16 protein-coding genes are annotated in these 14,109 nt (G+C 65.8%); 2 read left to right on the top strand and 14 right to left on the bottom strand.

The genetic code is table 11. From position 1 onward, the window contains the following. Window positions 1–80: 80 nt before the first annotated feature. The 3 genes from HNQ61_RS05570 to HNQ61_RS05560 form a co-directional block, all read right to left on the bottom strand. Window positions 81–683, bottom strand: a complete 603-nt coding sequence (locus tag HNQ61_RS05570; protein ID WP_170037468.1) for a hypothetical protein — start codon at window positions 681–683, stop codon at window positions 81–83. A gap of 5 nt (window positions 684–688) precedes the next feature. Further along, window positions 689–1,762 carry an AAA family ATPase gene (locus HNQ61_RS05565; protein ID WP_205761894.1) on the bottom strand — a complete coding sequence of 358 codons (1,074 nt, stop codon included), beginning with the start codon at window positions 1,760–1,762 and terminating at the stop codon, window positions 689–691. 267 nt (window positions 1,763–2,029) lie between these two features. Next, window positions 2,030–2,239, bottom strand: coding sequence for a DUF1508 domain-containing protein (locus tag HNQ61_RS05560; protein ID WP_170037471.1), 210 nt, complete (start codon window positions 2,237–2,239; stop codon window positions 2,030–2,032). 256 nt (window positions 2,240–2,495) lie between these two features. On the opposite strand from HNQ61_RS05560, the gene HNQ61_RS05555 reads away from it, so the two are divergent. Further along, window positions 2,496–2,705: a hypothetical protein gene (locus HNQ61_RS05555; protein ID WP_170037473.1), complete on the top strand. Its 210-nt coding sequence runs from the start codon at window positions 2,496–2,498 to the stop codon at window positions 2,703–2,705. A gap of 76 nt (window positions 2,706–2,781) precedes the next feature. Here the strand turns inward: HNQ61_RS05555 and HNQ61_RS05550 are convergent, their stop codons facing one another. After that, a complete protein-coding gene (locus HNQ61_RS05550) occupies window positions 2,782–3,090 on the bottom strand; it encodes a hypothetical protein (RefSeq protein ID WP_170037476.1) in 309 nt (102 codons plus the stop codon). Window positions 3,091–3,414: 324 nt separating this feature from the next. On the opposite strand from HNQ61_RS05550, the gene HNQ61_RS05545 reads away from it, so the two are divergent. Next, complete coding sequence (locus HNQ61_RS05545; RefSeq protein ID WP_170037478.1) at window positions 3,415–3,663, top strand: pinensin family lanthipeptide; 249 nt, start codon at window positions 3,415–3,417, stop codon at window positions 3,661–3,663. Window positions 3,664–3,819: 156 nt separating this feature from the next. On the opposite strand, the gene HNQ61_RS05540 is transcribed toward HNQ61_RS05545, so the two are convergent. From HNQ61_RS05540 to HNQ61_RS05495, 10 genes are all read right to left on the bottom strand, one after another. Further along, window positions 3,820–5,679, bottom strand: a complete 1,860-nt coding sequence (locus HNQ61_RS05540) for an RICIN domain-containing protein (protein ID WP_205761896.1) — start codon at window positions 5,677–5,679, stop codon at window positions 3,820–3,822. A gap of 266 nt (window positions 5,680–5,945) precedes the next feature. Next, window positions 5,946–6,353, bottom strand: a complete 408-nt coding sequence (locus HNQ61_RS05535; protein ID WP_170037482.1) for a VOC family protein — start codon at window positions 6,351–6,353, stop codon at window positions 5,946–5,948. 370 nt (window positions 6,354–6,723) lie between these two features. After that, a complete protein-coding gene (locus HNQ61_RS05530; protein WP_170037484.1) occupies window positions 6,724–6,894 on the bottom strand; it encodes a hypothetical protein in 171 nt (56 codons plus the stop codon). Between the two features lie 228 nt (window positions 6,895–7,122). Beyond that, complete coding sequence (locus tag HNQ61_RS05525; RefSeq protein ID WP_170037486.1) at window positions 7,123–8,079, bottom strand: zinc-dependent alcohol dehydrogenase family protein; 957 nt, start codon at window positions 8,077–8,079, stop codon at window positions 7,123–7,125. A gap of 302 nt (window positions 8,080–8,381) precedes the next feature. Then, window positions 8,382–9,074 (bottom strand): hypothetical protein, encoded by a 693-nt coding sequence (locus tag HNQ61_RS05520; protein WP_170037488.1) that lies wholly within the window; start codon window positions 9,072–9,074, stop codon window positions 8,382–8,384. A 118-nt stretch (window positions 9,075–9,192) separates the two neighbouring features. Continuing rightward, window positions 9,193–9,906: a hypothetical protein gene (locus HNQ61_RS05515; RefSeq protein ID WP_170037490.1), complete on the bottom strand. Its 714-nt coding sequence runs from the start codon at window positions 9,904–9,906 to the stop codon at window positions 9,193–9,195. Window positions 9,907–10,011: 105 nt separating this feature from the next. Further along, window positions 10,012–10,602, bottom strand: a complete 591-nt coding sequence (locus HNQ61_RS05510) for a hypothetical protein (RefSeq protein WP_170037492.1) — start codon at window positions 10,600–10,602, stop codon at window positions 10,012–10,014. Window positions 10,603–10,666: 64 nt separating this feature from the next. Then, window positions 10,667–11,506 (bottom strand): sugar nucleotide-binding protein, encoded by an 840-nt coding sequence (locus HNQ61_RS05505; protein WP_184430709.1) that lies wholly within the window; start codon window positions 11,504–11,506, stop codon window positions 10,667–10,669. A 663-nt stretch (window positions 11,507–12,169) separates the two neighbouring features. Next, window positions 12,170–13,036: an HD domain-containing protein gene (locus tag HNQ61_RS05500; RefSeq protein WP_221239656.1), complete on the bottom strand. Its 867-nt coding sequence runs from the start codon at window positions 13,034–13,036 to the stop codon at window positions 12,170–12,172. A gap of 41 nt (window positions 13,037–13,077) precedes the next feature. Next, window positions 13,078–14,094, bottom strand: coding sequence for a hydrolase (locus tag HNQ61_RS05495; RefSeq protein WP_170037498.1), 1,017 nt, complete (start codon window positions 14,092–14,094; stop codon window positions 13,078–13,080). Window positions 14,095–14,109: the final 15 nt, after the last annotated feature.

Below are 14,109 nucleotides of genomic sequence, written 5' to 3'. Positions count from 1 at the left end.
AGACAGAACGGCCGGCGATCCACGCGGATCGCCGGCCGTTTCACCTAATGGATAGGAACTGAACGAGCTCACCGCAGGCACTATGGGTTTAGGACTACCTTGCTGACGACCTTACCCTCGCGGTCAACGACAATCCCATATGTCCCGTCTTTTGGATCCGCGACAACCCGCCCGCCGAGTGGGATCTCGTAATGTTGGTATTGCGGGATGAAGTTTTCTGCACCGGGCTGTTTGTTGAGGCGACCGTATTCAGTCTCTTCGAACACTTCCTGCGATAGCCATTCCATGGAGTGTTCGGCTTGTCCAGAGTTCGTCTCGAGACCCGGAGCACGCATGAAGCTTGCGCCTCTAGTAGTGCGGGATTGTACCTGGTCAGCAATGTAGGTACTCAGTTTCTCAGCATCCTTCCACTTAGACGTTCGTCGTGTAGCGTCAAAGTCGTGTTGACGGATCAATCCGCGAAGAAGTTGGATGGGTTGATCACGGAGCCACATTCTGAACTCTTGATCTCCTCTAGCGAGTCGTTCGTCGAATGCGTCTGGAAGATCACCACCGTCTACCTGATCAACTGATTTCTGCTTGCGTGTTGGAGGCGGTAGGCTCAGCACTGCCTCGAGTTGGCTCGCGAACTCAGGATTGCGCCGCGCCTCGTCTGCAACAACATCTACGATTCGGCGCAGCATCCGAATCACTGTGTCTTGTTTTCGCATATCCGCTTGATTTCGAGCGTCAGCCCGCGCAGAGGCTCGTACGCGGTGCCGTACTTACCTTTGAATGTTCGAATGTCTGCTTCTACATCAGCACCGCGAGCAACGGCCACCGTCTGCGGAATCGTGTTCGTAAACAGAGGCGGCTGGGTCAGCCCATTTTCTACCCCGAACCTTCCGAGACGATTAGCCCTTAAATCGTCGATCACACGCGCATGCAAGTTATTACCCTGCACCTTCGTTGCCACAATACCGAGCGCGGGGATCTCGCGTCCGATGTCGGTTGCAAACCGGGAGACGTTGTCCACGATCTGGTAGATGCCCCAAGTCGAAACGATATCGGGTATCGTCGGGATCACGTAGCCGGTCGAGAGCCGGAGTCCGTTTTTGGTGACCGTACCTAGGCTCGGAGGACAATCAATGATCACGTAATCATAGCGATCAATGATCGGTTGAAGTGCATTCTTCAAGATCTCGAGCGGGTTCGCCGTGAAGTTCCCCGCCAGCGCTATCATCGGAATTCGATCTTGAAGTTCAATCAACCGAATGCTCGATGGTAGAAGATCGAGCCGCGCAATCCCATCGTTGATGGTGGATACTCCACGGACAATCGCCGCTTCAATGTCAAACGCAGCCCGGTCGTGCGGATTGAGACGGTCTGCAAACAACTGCGCCACAGTCCGCCCCGTGTTGTCCAATTCGGCCCACTGCTCTTCAGCGATTAAACCTACCGTGGCGTTAGTCTGCGGATCAAGATCCACCAATAGTACGTGCTTTCGCTCCTCGTGCGCCAGAATCTCAGCAACAGCTATGGCCGTCGTAGTTTTCCCTACCCCGCCTTTCAAGTTGATGAAGCTCAGCACATGCGTCTCCTCCCCCTGGAACGCTTTGACCCAAGCTTCTGCGGTTTCACGTTCCCAAACCGGCCCGCTCTGCAGAGACTGCATAGGCCGTGGGAAGCTGTCGTAGCGCACACGCCAATTTGCGACCGCCTGCTTCGAGACGCCCGCAAGCGCAGCAATCTCAGCTATACCTACCAAATCAGTGTTCTGCATTTCACCTTACTCCATTTACGGGAACCAACAATTGTGTGCGATGATCAACTTTAATGGATTTTGTGTACTTTGTCAACAACTGGGCTCTGTTGTGTGTTTGTGTCTTTATGTCCCCTGAGCCGTGATCGTTTGTGAGGTGGATCTGGGCTGGCACTAAACACGGCCGACGATCCAAGCGGATCGTCGGCCGTTTTCTCGTCAGAGATATGGGCTGCTACAGCTGTGAGCCGCGTTCGCGAACGCGGCTCCTCATCGTTCAACGCTTGGCTACGCGCCGGTGACGAGCGTCTTGGGCCTCTCCGAGGTGTCGTAGACCAGCGCGGAACCCGCGTCCCGCTTCACGCGCTTTACGGCGTCGACGCAGCTGGTGCGGCGCGTGTAGCCCTCGCCGGAGTCCGCGATCGTCTCGTTGTTGCCGGCCTGGAGCTTCCACCGCCACTCGCCCGCATCGTCCTTGTAGATGTTGAACTCCGCCACGATCCGCTCCCGAAAGCTGGTTGGGACGGCATCTCCGTCTGAGTGCCGTTCCATAGCTTCGTCGGACGCGGCCGCCGGATTTCCCACCCACCTGTCGCGCGCTGCCGATCGCGGTCGGAAAAGACACAGGTAGCCTCCGCCCATCCGACAAACTCACGCGTGTTTCCGCGCGGCGGTATGGGAATTCCGCTGTGGCCCTGGATGGCGATCAACGCATGATTTCTGAACTCGAATTCACCCTGCATGGAGCAGCGATATGGCTGATCAACTGGAACGCGAGTGGCTGGTGTACCTGATCGGGCCCGCGGGGACGATCGAGGTGACGGTGAAGAGCGCCACGAGTCCGGAAGTGGGAAACACGGCCGTCAAACTCGGCGAATCCACCTTTCCGCGCGAAACGTTCGCCGGCGCCTTCCCGGTGGAGAAGGTCACCTCCAGCAAGGTGCACCTCGCCACGCGCGTGTAAGCTGGATAGTGCGTAACAAGAAATGCCGCCGATCAATCCTGATCGGCGGCATTACGCGTGAGTTATATAGCTTCGGTCATAGAATTCTTCGGACCTGCTTGAGGAAGGCGATCAACTGCCCCCCTTGAAACTCCGGATCATTCAATCCGCACTTTGTCCACAGATCGACGATCTCGTTCTCCTTGCGCGTCAATGACGCGCGTGAGCTGCTTCCGCCCCGGCATCCCGCAGTGGACAATGCGAAGTCCAGTGACTCAGTAACAAGAGTAACCCTGGCACACACCTGAGCCTCGTCGTTTCGTCTACGCCGAACCTGCTGGTTCACCCAATCTTCCGAGATGTCGTCGTCCTCCCGTTCATCGCTCCCAATCTGCAGTCGGATCACTCAGTCCTCCTCAGGAAAAGGCCGATTCGCGCCGGTTCGGGAAACCTGCGGTAAATTCGAATCTGCGTCAACACTCCACACGGTCGCACCGTAGGCGGCGTCACAGCACTCGCCAACGTAACAGCCGCGGCCCATCTCGGATCGCCGGCCGGTTTCGCTGCAGACCTCCTGATCATCGAGAATGCCCGCTTCTGCCGTACCTCTCCGAGAGGTGCTCGCGGGCAGGCCCGGCAGCTCGAAACGAAATAGATTGACCTGTTCTGCATGCCGCTTTATCGTGGATGGACGTGCACCATCAAACCACCCTCGACGAGAGCAGGCGGCATGGGCAAGAACAAACTGAAGCTCGACGACCTCAACGTGGAATCGTTTGAAACGCGGCCGGTGGGCGCGCTGGAGCGGGGTACGGTGCGCGCCAACGAGATCACCGGCTATTCGGACTGCGACTGCGGCAGTTCGCCCTTCTACTCGCAGTGCTGCACGGCCGATCCCAACGACCTCCAGTGCTACAACTCGTTCGACTTCTGCGCGCACACACAGCGCCAGATCTGCCCTCTGACCGGGGACTGCTGATCGCCCGTCGGACGCGAAACGCCAGCGGGAACCCGCATCAGAGGCGTGAGCGACCGCAGGGGTGCCGGGATGCCGGTGTGATCTGACCGAAGCACAAGCAATGAGGCCGCCGATCAACCCTGATCGGCGGCCTCATTGTTCACACCGGGATGCAGATTACGGCGTGGTTTCAATGCGCCACTGCTGGCAGGCGGCGCCGGTGTACGGTCGCACGATCACGTCTGCGGCGCCGGCGGTGGAGCAGCCAGCCACGTCCAGCGCCATCCCGCTGTTGCGCGCCGTGACGCGGTAGTAGTCGCCGCCCACGTCCACCACGTCCCACTGCTGGCACGCCGCGCCGGAGTACGGCCAGGTGATGACATCCGCCCCGTCCGCCGTGGAGCAGCCGCCCACGTCCAGCGCCTTGCCGCTGTGCGACGCCGTGATCTTGTAGTAGCCGTCCGCCAGCCGCTCCAGGTTCCACTGCTGGCACGCGCCCGCCCAGTACGGCCACGTGATGGCATCCGCGCCGTCCGCCGTGGAGCAGTCCGCCACGTCCAGCGCCTGCCCGCTGTGCCGCGCCGTCAGCTTGTAGCGGCCGTTGGGGACCACCGCCGCGGCCTGCCGGATGTTCCACTGCTGGCAGAGCGCGCCGGTGTAGGCCCGAACGATGACGTCCGCGCCGTCCGCGGTGGAGCACCCCGCCACGTCCAGCACCCGCCCGCTGTTGCGCGCGACGAGCTTGAAGGCGTCCGGCCCGGTCTTCACCACCTGCCACCGCTGGCAATCGATCCCGCTCCACGGCCAGGTGATCACGTTGGCGCCCTCGGCCGTGGAACATCCGCCTACGTCCAGCGCCTTGCCGCTGTGTGCGGCGGTAATGCGGTAATGCCCGTCCGTCTGCCGCGTCAGGTCCCACTGCTGGCACGCCAGGCCCGAGTACGGCCAGGTGATCACGTCCGCGCCGTCCGCGGTGGAGCAGCCGCCCACGTCCAGCGCCTTGCCGCTGTGCCGCGCGAACAGCTTGTAGCGGCCGTTGGGCACGGCGCCCGTCATGGTCACGGGCTGAATGGCGGTGCCGCTGTACGTGAGCCGGTCGATGGCGGTGGCGCGGCGCTTGGCGTTGAACTCCGCGCCGTCCTCGTAGCGGTGGTAGACGATGTACCAGTCGTCCGCGCCGGGCCGCTGCAGAATGGCGTGGTGCCCCGGCCCGCTGAAGTTGAAGTCCTTGCCCAGGATCTGCGCCCCGTACGTCCACGGGCCCAGCGGCGACGTGCTGGTGGCGTAGCGGACGTTGTAGTCCGGCGTGTTCCATCCGCCGTTGGAGTAGGTGAGGTAGTACACGCCGTTGCGCTTGTGCACGAACGGCCCTTCGGTAAAGTAGCGCGGCTTCTGCACGATGCGCGCGCCGCTCAGCGAGATCATGTCGGCGTTCAGGCGGTGGATGGCCATGTTGCCGTTGCCCGCCGAGCCGCCGTAGTACAGGTACGCCTGCCCGTCCGTATCCACGAACACCATGGGGTCGATGGCCTCCAGCGGCACCGAGGCGTCGCTGGTCACCAGCGGCCGGCCGATGTCGGTAAAGGGGCCGCGCGGCGAGGTGCCCACCGCCACGCCGATCTTGCTGTCCGGATGCGGGCCGTTGGCGGAGTAGTAGAAGTAGTACTTGCCGTTGCGCACGGCGATGGCGGGCGCCCAGCCGTTCCAGTCCGTCCACGCCACGCCGGGGCCCAGGTCCAGCACCACGCCCTCATCCACCCAGTTCACCATGTCGGTGGATGAGTACGCGTGAAAGCGCTGGCCGCCTTCCGATGTGGGATAGATCCAGTACTTGCCGTCCAGAAAGGCCGCGTGCGGATCGGGCGCGTCCGGGCCCAGCACCGGGTTGCGGTAGCTGACCGCCACGGACCGCGCGGGCGGGCCGTCATCGGGCGTGATGGCCGCGGCGGGGCCGCTGACCTCGGTGCAGGCGGGCAACCCCGCCAGCGCGAGGGGAACGAGCAGGGTCCTGAGCCGCATGCCGATCCGTTGTACCATGATCTGCTCCGCTGACGGGGTGCGTGGAGGCGCGAGATTGGGGGATGGCTGCCAGTATACGCCGCTCTCTGACAGGGGGCAAACAGAAAGCGGCCTCCGATCCCGCCGGATCGGAGGCCGCTCAGTCCATGGGAGATGCAGGGACGCGCATCAGATGCCGATCATCCCGCCCACCGTCCTCCATCGCCCACGCGGGGTGCACGATCGCGATCAGGAGCGCCGGATCGCGCTTGCCGGATCGACCGAAAACGTGAACCGGTCCCGGCTTACGAGGGGAGGTCGGCGGGGTTCATCCACATCACTTCCCAGATGTGGCCGTCGGGATCCTGAAAGCTGTGGCCGTACATGAATCCCTCGTGGTCCTGCGGTTCGTTGGCGGGCGAGCCGCCGTTGGCCAGCGCGGCGGCCACCATCTCGTTCACCGCCTGGCGGCTCTGCGCCGACACCGCCACCAGCACCTCGGTGCTGGTGTGCGAATCCACGATCTCCTTCTTGGTGAAGTCCTTGAAGCGGTTGTGCACCAGCAGCATCACGTGCGCCGTGTCGCTGAGGATCATGCACGTGGCGCTCTCGTCGGTGAACGCCGGAACGAACTCAAAGCCGAGCGCGGTAAAGAAATCCACCGAGCGTCTGAGGTCCTTTACGGCAAGGTTGATGAACACGCTTCTGGACATTGACGAACTCCGCAACGAGGGATGGAGGACGGGATTTTTCAGGAAAAAGGGCGCCGCGCCCGGAACGTTGGCGGAGAAAGTGGCGGGTCGTGGTTGGGATGGCAAGCACCGGTGTGCGCCCGGTCCGTTTGCGGGCCGGGCGACGGACGCGACAGAGGCGGAATCGCGGGGTGAACGTCCGCACGGGACGGGGCTCTTCGACGCCTTCCCGGGATCGTGGCACTCGGAAGGCGTCGCCGCGGGACCACGGGAGGATAAACGAGAACAGCCGGCGATCCTGGGGATCGCCGGCTGTTCTGCCGGTCACTGCCGATCAACCGATGTGCATCACTTCACCGGGCCGCGGACGGCCGGCGGAGGATGGGGCCGTTCAGCCCGTGCAGACCTTGGTGGAGGCCGGCGGACACATCATCTCGTAGCAGTACGTGGGGTTCTTGGAGATCTCGTGCGCATGCACGGTGCCCTCGTTTTCGTCCACGACCTGGGCGGTCGGGAACGAATCCACACGCAGCTCGTCGGCGGTCAGGCGCAGCTTCTTCATCTCTGGTTCTCCAGCGTGATGATGATTCTCCTACACCGCGCCATCCGTGACTGCGATGGCGCGTAGTGGTCTCCTGAGGAATACACGATTGTAACGAGCCCGTCAATACAGGCGCCATAAGGGAGACAAACTTTACATCGGACATTCGACCGACTGCTTCCCGAAGCGTAGCAGACGGCCCGGCGCTCCTCCACGGAAAGCGCCGGACCAGACGGCGGGAACCCGCGATCAGCCTTCCGCCACGCGAAGGATCAGCTTGCCGGTGCCGTGGCCGCTGTCCAGCCTCTCGTGCGCGCGGCTCACCTGCTCCAGCGGCATCACCTCGCCGATAAGCGGGCGCGCCAGCCCCTGCTCGAACGCGGCGGACATGTCGCGCAGCCGCTCCGCCTCACGCATGACAAAGATGCCGTGCAGCGTCTGATTCCGGCTGGAAAGGCCGCCCAGCGTGCCTTCCGGCGTAAGGATGCACGCCAGCCGGCCGAACGGGCGCGTGGCCGGCAGGCTGCGCCTGATGAGGTCGCCTCCCACCGTGTCGAAGGTGGCGTCTACGCCCTTGCCGCCCGTTTCGCGCAACGCGACTTCCGCGAAATCCTCCGCCGAATAGTCGATGGCCACGTCCGCACCCAGCTGGCGGATGACGTCCTGGTTTCGCGCGCCGGCGGTGGCGAGCACGCGGGCGCCCGCCGCCTTGGCGAACTGCACCGCGAACGATCCCACGCCGCCCGCACCGCCGTGAATGAGCACCGTTTCGCCCGGGCGCACCTGCATGCGCCGTACGATGGCCTCCCACGCGGTCCCGCCCGCCAGCGGCACCGCGGCCGCCTGCTCGTGCGACAGCGATGGCGGCTTGTGCGCCACCAGCCGCGCGGGAACGGCGTTGTACTCGGCGTACGTGCCCATGGTGTTGCCGAAAAGCTCGTCCATGTAGTACACCTCGTCCCCGGGCGAAAAGCCGGTCACCCCCGGTCCGACGGACTCCACGATGCCAGACGCGTCCTGGCCCAGCACCAGCGGCGGAGCGAGCCCGGCCCAGTCGGCGTTCTGCCGCATCTTGGCATCCACCGGGTTGGTTCCCGCGCAGATCACCCGCACCAGAAGCTCGCCCGGGCCGGCCTCCGGGCGATCCATCTCCCGCGCCTGAAACACCTCCGGCCCGCCGAATTGATCGATCACCATCGCGCGCATTGCAGCCCCCGTCAGACGTGGTTGGATGAGGAGCCCGAGCGCGGCCAGAACCATGCCGATCCGCGTTTCACGTCATCCACCGAACTCCCCGGACGGAAGACGATCAACTCGCCCGATGGCGGCTTCCGGTTATCGATGGACCCCACGACTGCGCAGCACGAAGCGCCGGAGCCTTCCATCGATCTCCATGAGCGAGATCCGCACGGTACGTCCGCGAGTCCCGTGGTCGCGGCGAGGGATGAAGAAAGCGCCGGCCCGGAGATTCCGGACCGGCGCGTTGTCATCTCCCGTCACCGCCGTGCTCAGCCGGCGAGCGTCGTCCGCTGTCCCGGGCTGTTCAGAAAGCGCCCCATGAGCACGTACGCCGACTCCATGAATGGCTGAATCTGCTGCGCCGGCAGCGTGGCGGAGTGGCGCCACACCATGAGGTCCGCGCCGCTGCCCTCCGCGCACAGGCCCGGGTTCGCGACAAAGAACTCGCGCACGGGCGCGCTGAAGCAGCCGCGGATCAGGTCCTCTTCCACCCCGCGCAGCAGGTACGCGTCCGAGAACACCGGATCGCCATCCACGTCGATGTCCTGGTAGCCGAACACCCCGCCCAGCCGGTGCAGCGCGTGCTCCGGCCGCAGCGTGAACGCGGGCAGGTTCAGGCCGGGCGCGTGAATGTGCACCACCGTCTGCCGGTGCGTCACGTGGCTCTTTCCGGCATGGATGGTAAAGGCGTAGTCGAAGACGGACACCCGGCGCCCATCCTTCTGCAGCGCCATGTGGTCGCGGAGGTCGCGCCCGGTTCCCTGGTTGAAGAGTTCGAACCGCTTTCCGTCAGGGATGATGCTGAGCGGCGGGTTCTCCTGAAAGCTCATCCCCAGCCGCTGCGCCAGGCCGCCCATCTCTGCCGCGCGCTTTTTACGAGCCTGGATCGAGTAGCGGATGATGGCCCCGATCCCCGCCGCGGCGAGAACGAGGACGATGGCGACCAGAACGAGGGGGACCATGCGCCTCTGCAGACGTTGAAGGATGACAACGGGTTGCCGCCCACGCTGCCGCGGCTGGTGGCAGAACGCGGCGCGCGTCCGCCGGGTTTCAGATGCGGATGAGGGGAAGCCCGCGTTTCTACCTCGGCGCGGGCGGTGCGCCGCCCTCCGGCACCGGCCCGCCGTCGGCGGACTCCCTGCGGAACGCATCGGCCAGACGCGTGGCGGCATCCAGCAGCCCCGTGCAGGCGTCCGGGTCCGCGGCCCAGGCCCCGCGCCAGAGAAAGAGGTCCGCGCCCTGCCCTTCCGCCCACGCCTTAGGCTCCCCCGCGAGCACCGCCTGCACCCCCGCTCCGAACGCCCGCCGGATGGCGCCCTCCTCCATCCCCTGCAGCAGAAACGCCTGCGAGAACTCCGGCGCGTCGGGAAGGTCGATGTCGGGAAAGAAGCGTTCGCCCACGCGGTGCATCACGTTCTCCGGCCGCAGCAGAAAGGCGGGAAGCCGCAGCGCGGGATCGTGCACGTGCACCACCGTGTGCCGCCACCGCGCGGACGATCCGCTGCCGCCCCGCGTGAACGCGTAGTCGAACAGTGCCAGCCGCCGGCCGTCGCGCTCCGTGCGCGCCAGGTTGCGGATTTCGCGATCCTCCCCCTGCGTAAACAGCTCAAAGCGCTGCAGTTCGGGCATGCTGGACAGCGCGGGGCGCGCCTCGTACGTCATCCCCAGCTCCGCGGAAAGCGAGCGCATGCGTTCCGGGCGGGGCAAGCGCAGCCGCGACCGCATGATGACGGCGGCGGTACCGGCCGTGGCGGCGGTGGAAGCGAGCAGAACGGCGAGGGTGATGGGCAGCATGATGCGGTGAGCGTTAGTGCGCGGGCGTCTGACCAGACCGGCGGAACACCCCCCGGCGTGATGAAAAAACCGCCGCCGCGCTCGTGCGCGGCGGCGGTTTCGCGGTCAGGAGCCGGCGTTGGGCGCGGTAGGCGCCTGATGCGAGGGCATGGGCTGCGCGAGGGCGAGCCCCGCCTGGAACGCGTCCGCCCGGTCCACCGAGGGAAAGCGGCCGATGACGAACCCCTCGTTGGAAAAGGTGAGGATGCACGAGCAGTCGTCCGGGATGACGACCAGATCCTCCGCCAGGCTCCACGCGAACACAAAGAAGTTGTGGACGATCAGCCACACGTCCTCGATTTCCTTGACCCCCAGCCGCAGCGCGCCGCTCGCTCCGCCGTAACCCAGGCCGACGATCAGCCGGTCCAGCGAGGCGTTGCGCATGCCGCCCTCCTCGCCGAAGTCGTCTGTCCACGGCCCGCCGCCGCGCCGCATGAGCCACCACGGGCCGCCCTGCTGCGCCGCGTTCAGTACGGAGTTGATGAAGGCGGGCAGGTCCGAGACGATGCCCACCGGCCGCCACGCACGCTCGATGGACTCGCCTTCGAACACCAGGCGTTCCCCCAGCGACCACCCCGGCGCGGTGGTAATGCCGCGCTGCGCGAGCCAGGCAAAGAAGCGGACGTCTTCCAGAATCTGCACGGGACGCGTGTTCAAGGGTTCAGGCGGGCCGCGTCGGGCGCGGCGCACCCCGTAATCTATCCCGCCGCGCGCCGTGCAATCAACCGTCCGCCGCCCGCGCGAGCACGGAACTGACCGGCCGTGCGCGGGTGCGCAGGGCGCGGTCCGCGCGGGTGGTGAGCAGGCGCAGGTCGCGCGGCCGCGGCGCGGGCGACGACGCGCTCGGCACGGGGATGATGGCGCCCGCGTCCAGCCCGTGCCGCTGCGCGATCAGCAGCCCCAGCGCGTACCGGCTCACCGCCTCCGGCCCGGCCAGGTGCCACACGCCCGCGCTGTCGGCCGCGGGGAGCGCCGCGATCTCCCAGATCTGCGCGGCCAGGTCCTGCACCGCGATGGGGCAGCGCAGCTCGTCCGTGAACAGGCGGATGGGATCGCCGCCGCGCAGCGTGTCGATCACCCACGCGCTCCCCGCGTCCGGCGGCTCCGCGCGGACGATCAGGGACGTGCGGATGATGGCGGATGCGGGAAGGCGCGTACGCACGTCGTCCTCGGCCGCCGCCTTGTGCCGGCCGTACTCGTGCACGGGATCGGGCCGGGCGGATTCGGCGTACGGGGCGGATTCTCCGTCCAGCAGCGCGTCGGTGCTCATGTGGATGAGCCGCGCGCCGGAGGACAGGCATCCGTCCACCACGTTGCCGGTCGCCCGCACGATGTCGCGCTCGCCGTCCCTGGCGGAATAGGCGGTGTGGATGACCAGCTCCGGCCGGACCGCGGCGAACAGCCCGGCGACCGCGCCATCATCCGCAAGATCGACCTGGGCGTTGGGGACGGCGTGTACCGGCGCGTTCCGCCGTGTCGCGAACAGGGATGCGGACGCGGGCGCGCCGCGGATCAGCTCCGCCCCGAGCAGCCCGGCCCCGCCGGTGATGAGAATGCGCACGTGGATGACGGGAATGGATGTGAGAGGATGGCGGTTGGACTGCACTGGAACCGCAGGTCGGAGCGGGAGACGCCCGGTGTGGAGGATGGTTGGGTACGTCCACCGGCTGGGGGCCCTCACCCCGCGTGCTGCGCACGACGACCCTCTCCCACGAACGGATGTGGGAGAGGGAGCACACCCCAGGATCGTGCGGGGCGGAGGGTTCGGTGAGCGTCCCCCGGCCTCGCGGGCCCCTCCCCCGGCCCCCATAGGCGTCAACTTTATTTTGCAAAGTTTATTCGCGACGGCTAATTCGACCAGATTTCGCCAGCTTTGCGCCACCGTGAATGTAAAAATACGGGGCTAAGAGGGCTCGATATGGCTTAAGTTCGCGCCTATGCCCCCGGCCCCTCCCCGTGCAAACTGCCGCACGGAGAGGGGAGAATTCACCCCGGATCTGCTCGTCCCCGATGCGGTGAAGCCCCGAACCGGACGCGCCAGCGGCCGGTGTCGGGGGTTCCCGCTGTTGGAGCGGCGGATTCATTCGCTCCAGATACTCGCGGCCGCGTCCAACTCCGCCGCGCGCGGCGATCTCTCGCCCCGCCCCAACCCTCCCCCGGTCTTTTTCGGGGGAGGGTGGGCCGGTGGTGCCGGCCCGGGTGGGGGCCGGCCGTGGAGCCCGGATTACAGCCGGTACGCCGTCTGGATCAGGCGCTTCTCCGCCTCGCCCTCGATCAGCGCCTCCACCTCCACGTGCTTCTCCAGCCCGCTGCCCTTGAGCTTTTCGCGGAACAGCTGGTCCAGCTGAAAGATGCCGGCCGAGTTGGACATTTCCACCCGGATGCGCAGCGGCTTCTCCACCCCGTGCTCGATGTGCACCGCCTCGATCGCCGCGGCGGAAATGGAGTGGATGCTCATCGTCCCCTCGATCCCCATGCTGATGCGCGAGCGGCCCTTGGCCATGTCCAGCGCATCCGCCACCCGCACGATTCCCGCCTCCAGCGTCAGCGGCGCGCCCCCCGAGCGGTGCCCGATGATGGCGTGCAGGATCTCCGAGCGGATCACCGTGGCGGTCGCGCGGTCGTAGATCCCCTCCAGCAGTTCGCGGATCTTGGGCTGCGCCACAAAGAGCGAAAACTCCTCGTGATCCTTGCGGTGCACGCTCATCCCCACGTCGTGCAGCAGCGACGCGAGCAGCACGATCACCTCGGCGTCGTCGGTTCCCATCCCGTAGTTGGTGACCACGTTGGGCTCCACGCCGCTTTCCGTCAGTACGCGCAGCAGCTTGACCGCGATGTTCATCACGATCTTTACGTGCACCGGACCGTGGTCGGTCATCTGCAGCCGCTCCACCGCATTCACGTTTGCGGCCAGCCACAGCGCATACATCTCGTCATCCGCGTTGATGCGCTCGATCAGCTTTTCCACCTTGGGATTGCCGCGCGAGGGCACATTCAGCATCAGTCGGTGCGCCATGCGTTCCTGCACCGTGCGCCCGAAGCTCGCGCGCGGATCCCAGGCCGCCGCTTCCGTTACGTCCGTAATCGCCATTGTTCGTTCTGTGTCCGTGTTGGCTGGCTCGTTGCCAGTATTCATGCCGATGTGTGTCCGGTCTGCGCGCCCAGAAAGCGCGCCGCCTCTCGCTCCGCCCAGAACCATGGGCGGCGGGGCGATCCGGTAATGAAGCCTACGTGGCCACCGTGCTCCGTAAACGCCGTGGCCAGAAAGGGATTCGCCGCAATGTCCGCGTGCGGAATGGAGCTTTCGTCCACGAACGGGTCGTCCGCGGCCTGCACCAGCAGCACCGGCACGCGGATGTGGAGCAGGTACGGGCCGGAGCTGGAGCGCGAATAGTAGTCTTCCGCGCCGTCGAAGCCGTGCAGCCGCGACGTGGCGGCGTCGTCGAATTCGCGAAAGGTGCGCGCGGTGCGTATCCGCTCTGCATCCAGCCGGTCGCCGATTCGATCCGCCTTGGCGTCGAACTTGGCGCGAAGCTGCTTGACGAAGTGGCGCACGTACACGCGCCCCATGAACGTCCTGTCCAGCTTGTCGCTCCCGCGGCCGAGATCGTACGGCACCGAAACCGCCACCGCCGCGCGAATCCGCGTTCGCTCGCCGCGCTCGCCCAGGTGCTTGATCAGTACGTTTGCGCCCAGAGAAAAGCCCACCGCCAGCAGCGGCGCATCTGGATAACGGGACGCCAGCAGGTCCAGCAGAAACTCCAGGTCGCCCGTCTCGCCCGCGTGGTAGAAGCGCAGGGCGCGGTTGGGCTCGCCGCTGCAGCCGCGGAAGTTCATGGCCACGGCGCGGATGCCGTACTCGCGCAGGGCGCGGCTGGTTTCCAGCACGTACGCGGACCGGGCGCTTCCCTCCAGTCCATGGACGATCAGGGCGAGCGGCGCGTCATCCGCCAGCGGCGGCGCGCCCGCGACGGTGGCGAAATCCAGGTCCAGAAAGTCGCCGTCGGGCGTTTCCACCCGCTCGCGGCGGTATTCCACCCCGTGCGGCGGGCGTACAAAGCGGCCCATCACGGTCTGTGCGTGCGCCCCGGGAAGCCACCACGCCGGCCGGAAGGGCCGTGGCTGAAAGGACTTGGGTTGTGCCGCCATCACCAGATCCGCCGT

Source organism: Longimicrobium terrae (assembly GCF_014202995.1).
GTDB classification, from domain to species: domain Bacteria; phylum Gemmatimonadota; class Gemmatimonadetes; order Longimicrobiales; family Longimicrobiaceae; genus Longimicrobium; species Longimicrobium terrae.
Note: the sequence above shows the minus strand (reverse complement) of the source record. Positions and strands in the feature narration are given on the sequence as shown.

Bases quoted from the DNA above. Each gene is read 5' to 3' on its own strand.
- HNQ61_RS05495 (WP_170037498.1), bottom strand. From the start codon at position 14,094: ATGGCGGCACAACCCAAGTCCTTTCAGCCACGGCCCTTCCGGCCGGCG.
- HNQ61_RS05530 (WP_170037484.1), bottom strand. From the start codon at position 6,894: ATGAAGAAGCTGCGCCTGACCGCCGACGAGCTGCGTGTGGATTCGTTC.
- HNQ61_RS05515 (WP_170037490.1), bottom strand. From the start codon at position 9,906: ATGCTGCCCATCACCCTCGCCGTTCTGCTCGCTTCCACCGCCGCCACG.
- HNQ61_RS05525 (WP_170037486.1), bottom strand. From the start codon at position 8,079: ATGCGCGCGATGGTGATCGATCAATTCGGCGGGCCGGAGGTGTTTCAG.
- HNQ61_RS05535 (WP_170037482.1), bottom strand. From the start codon at position 6,353: ATGTCCAGAAGCGTGTTCATCAACCTTGCCGTAAAGGACCTCAGACGC.
- HNQ61_RS05520 (WP_170037488.1), bottom strand. From the start codon at position 9,074: ATGGTCCCCCTCGTTCTGGTCGCCATCGTCCTCGTTCTCGCCGCGGCG.
- HNQ61_RS05540 (WP_205761896.1), bottom strand. From the start codon at position 5,679: ATGGTACAACGGATCGGCATGCGGCTCAGGACCCTGCTCGTTCCCCTC.
- HNQ61_RS05500 (WP_221239656.1), bottom strand. From the start codon at position 13,036: ATGGCGATTACGGACGTAACGGAAGCGGCGGCCTGGGATCCGCGCGCG.
- HNQ61_RS05545 (WP_170037478.1), top strand. From the start codon at position 3,415: ATGGGCAAGAACAAACTGAAGCTCGACGACCTCAACGTGGAATCGTTT.
- HNQ61_RS05565 (WP_205761894.1), bottom strand. From the start codon at position 1,762: ATGCAGAACACTGATTTGGTAGGTATAGCTGAGATTGCTGCGCTTGCG.
- HNQ61_RS05570 (WP_170037468.1), bottom strand. From the start codon at position 683: ATGCTGCGCCGAATCGTAGATGTTGTTGCAGACGAGGCGCGGCGCAAT.
- HNQ61_RS05555 (WP_170037473.1), top strand. From the start codon at position 2,496: ATGGCTGATCAACTGGAACGCGAGTGGCTGGTGTACCTGATCGGGCCC.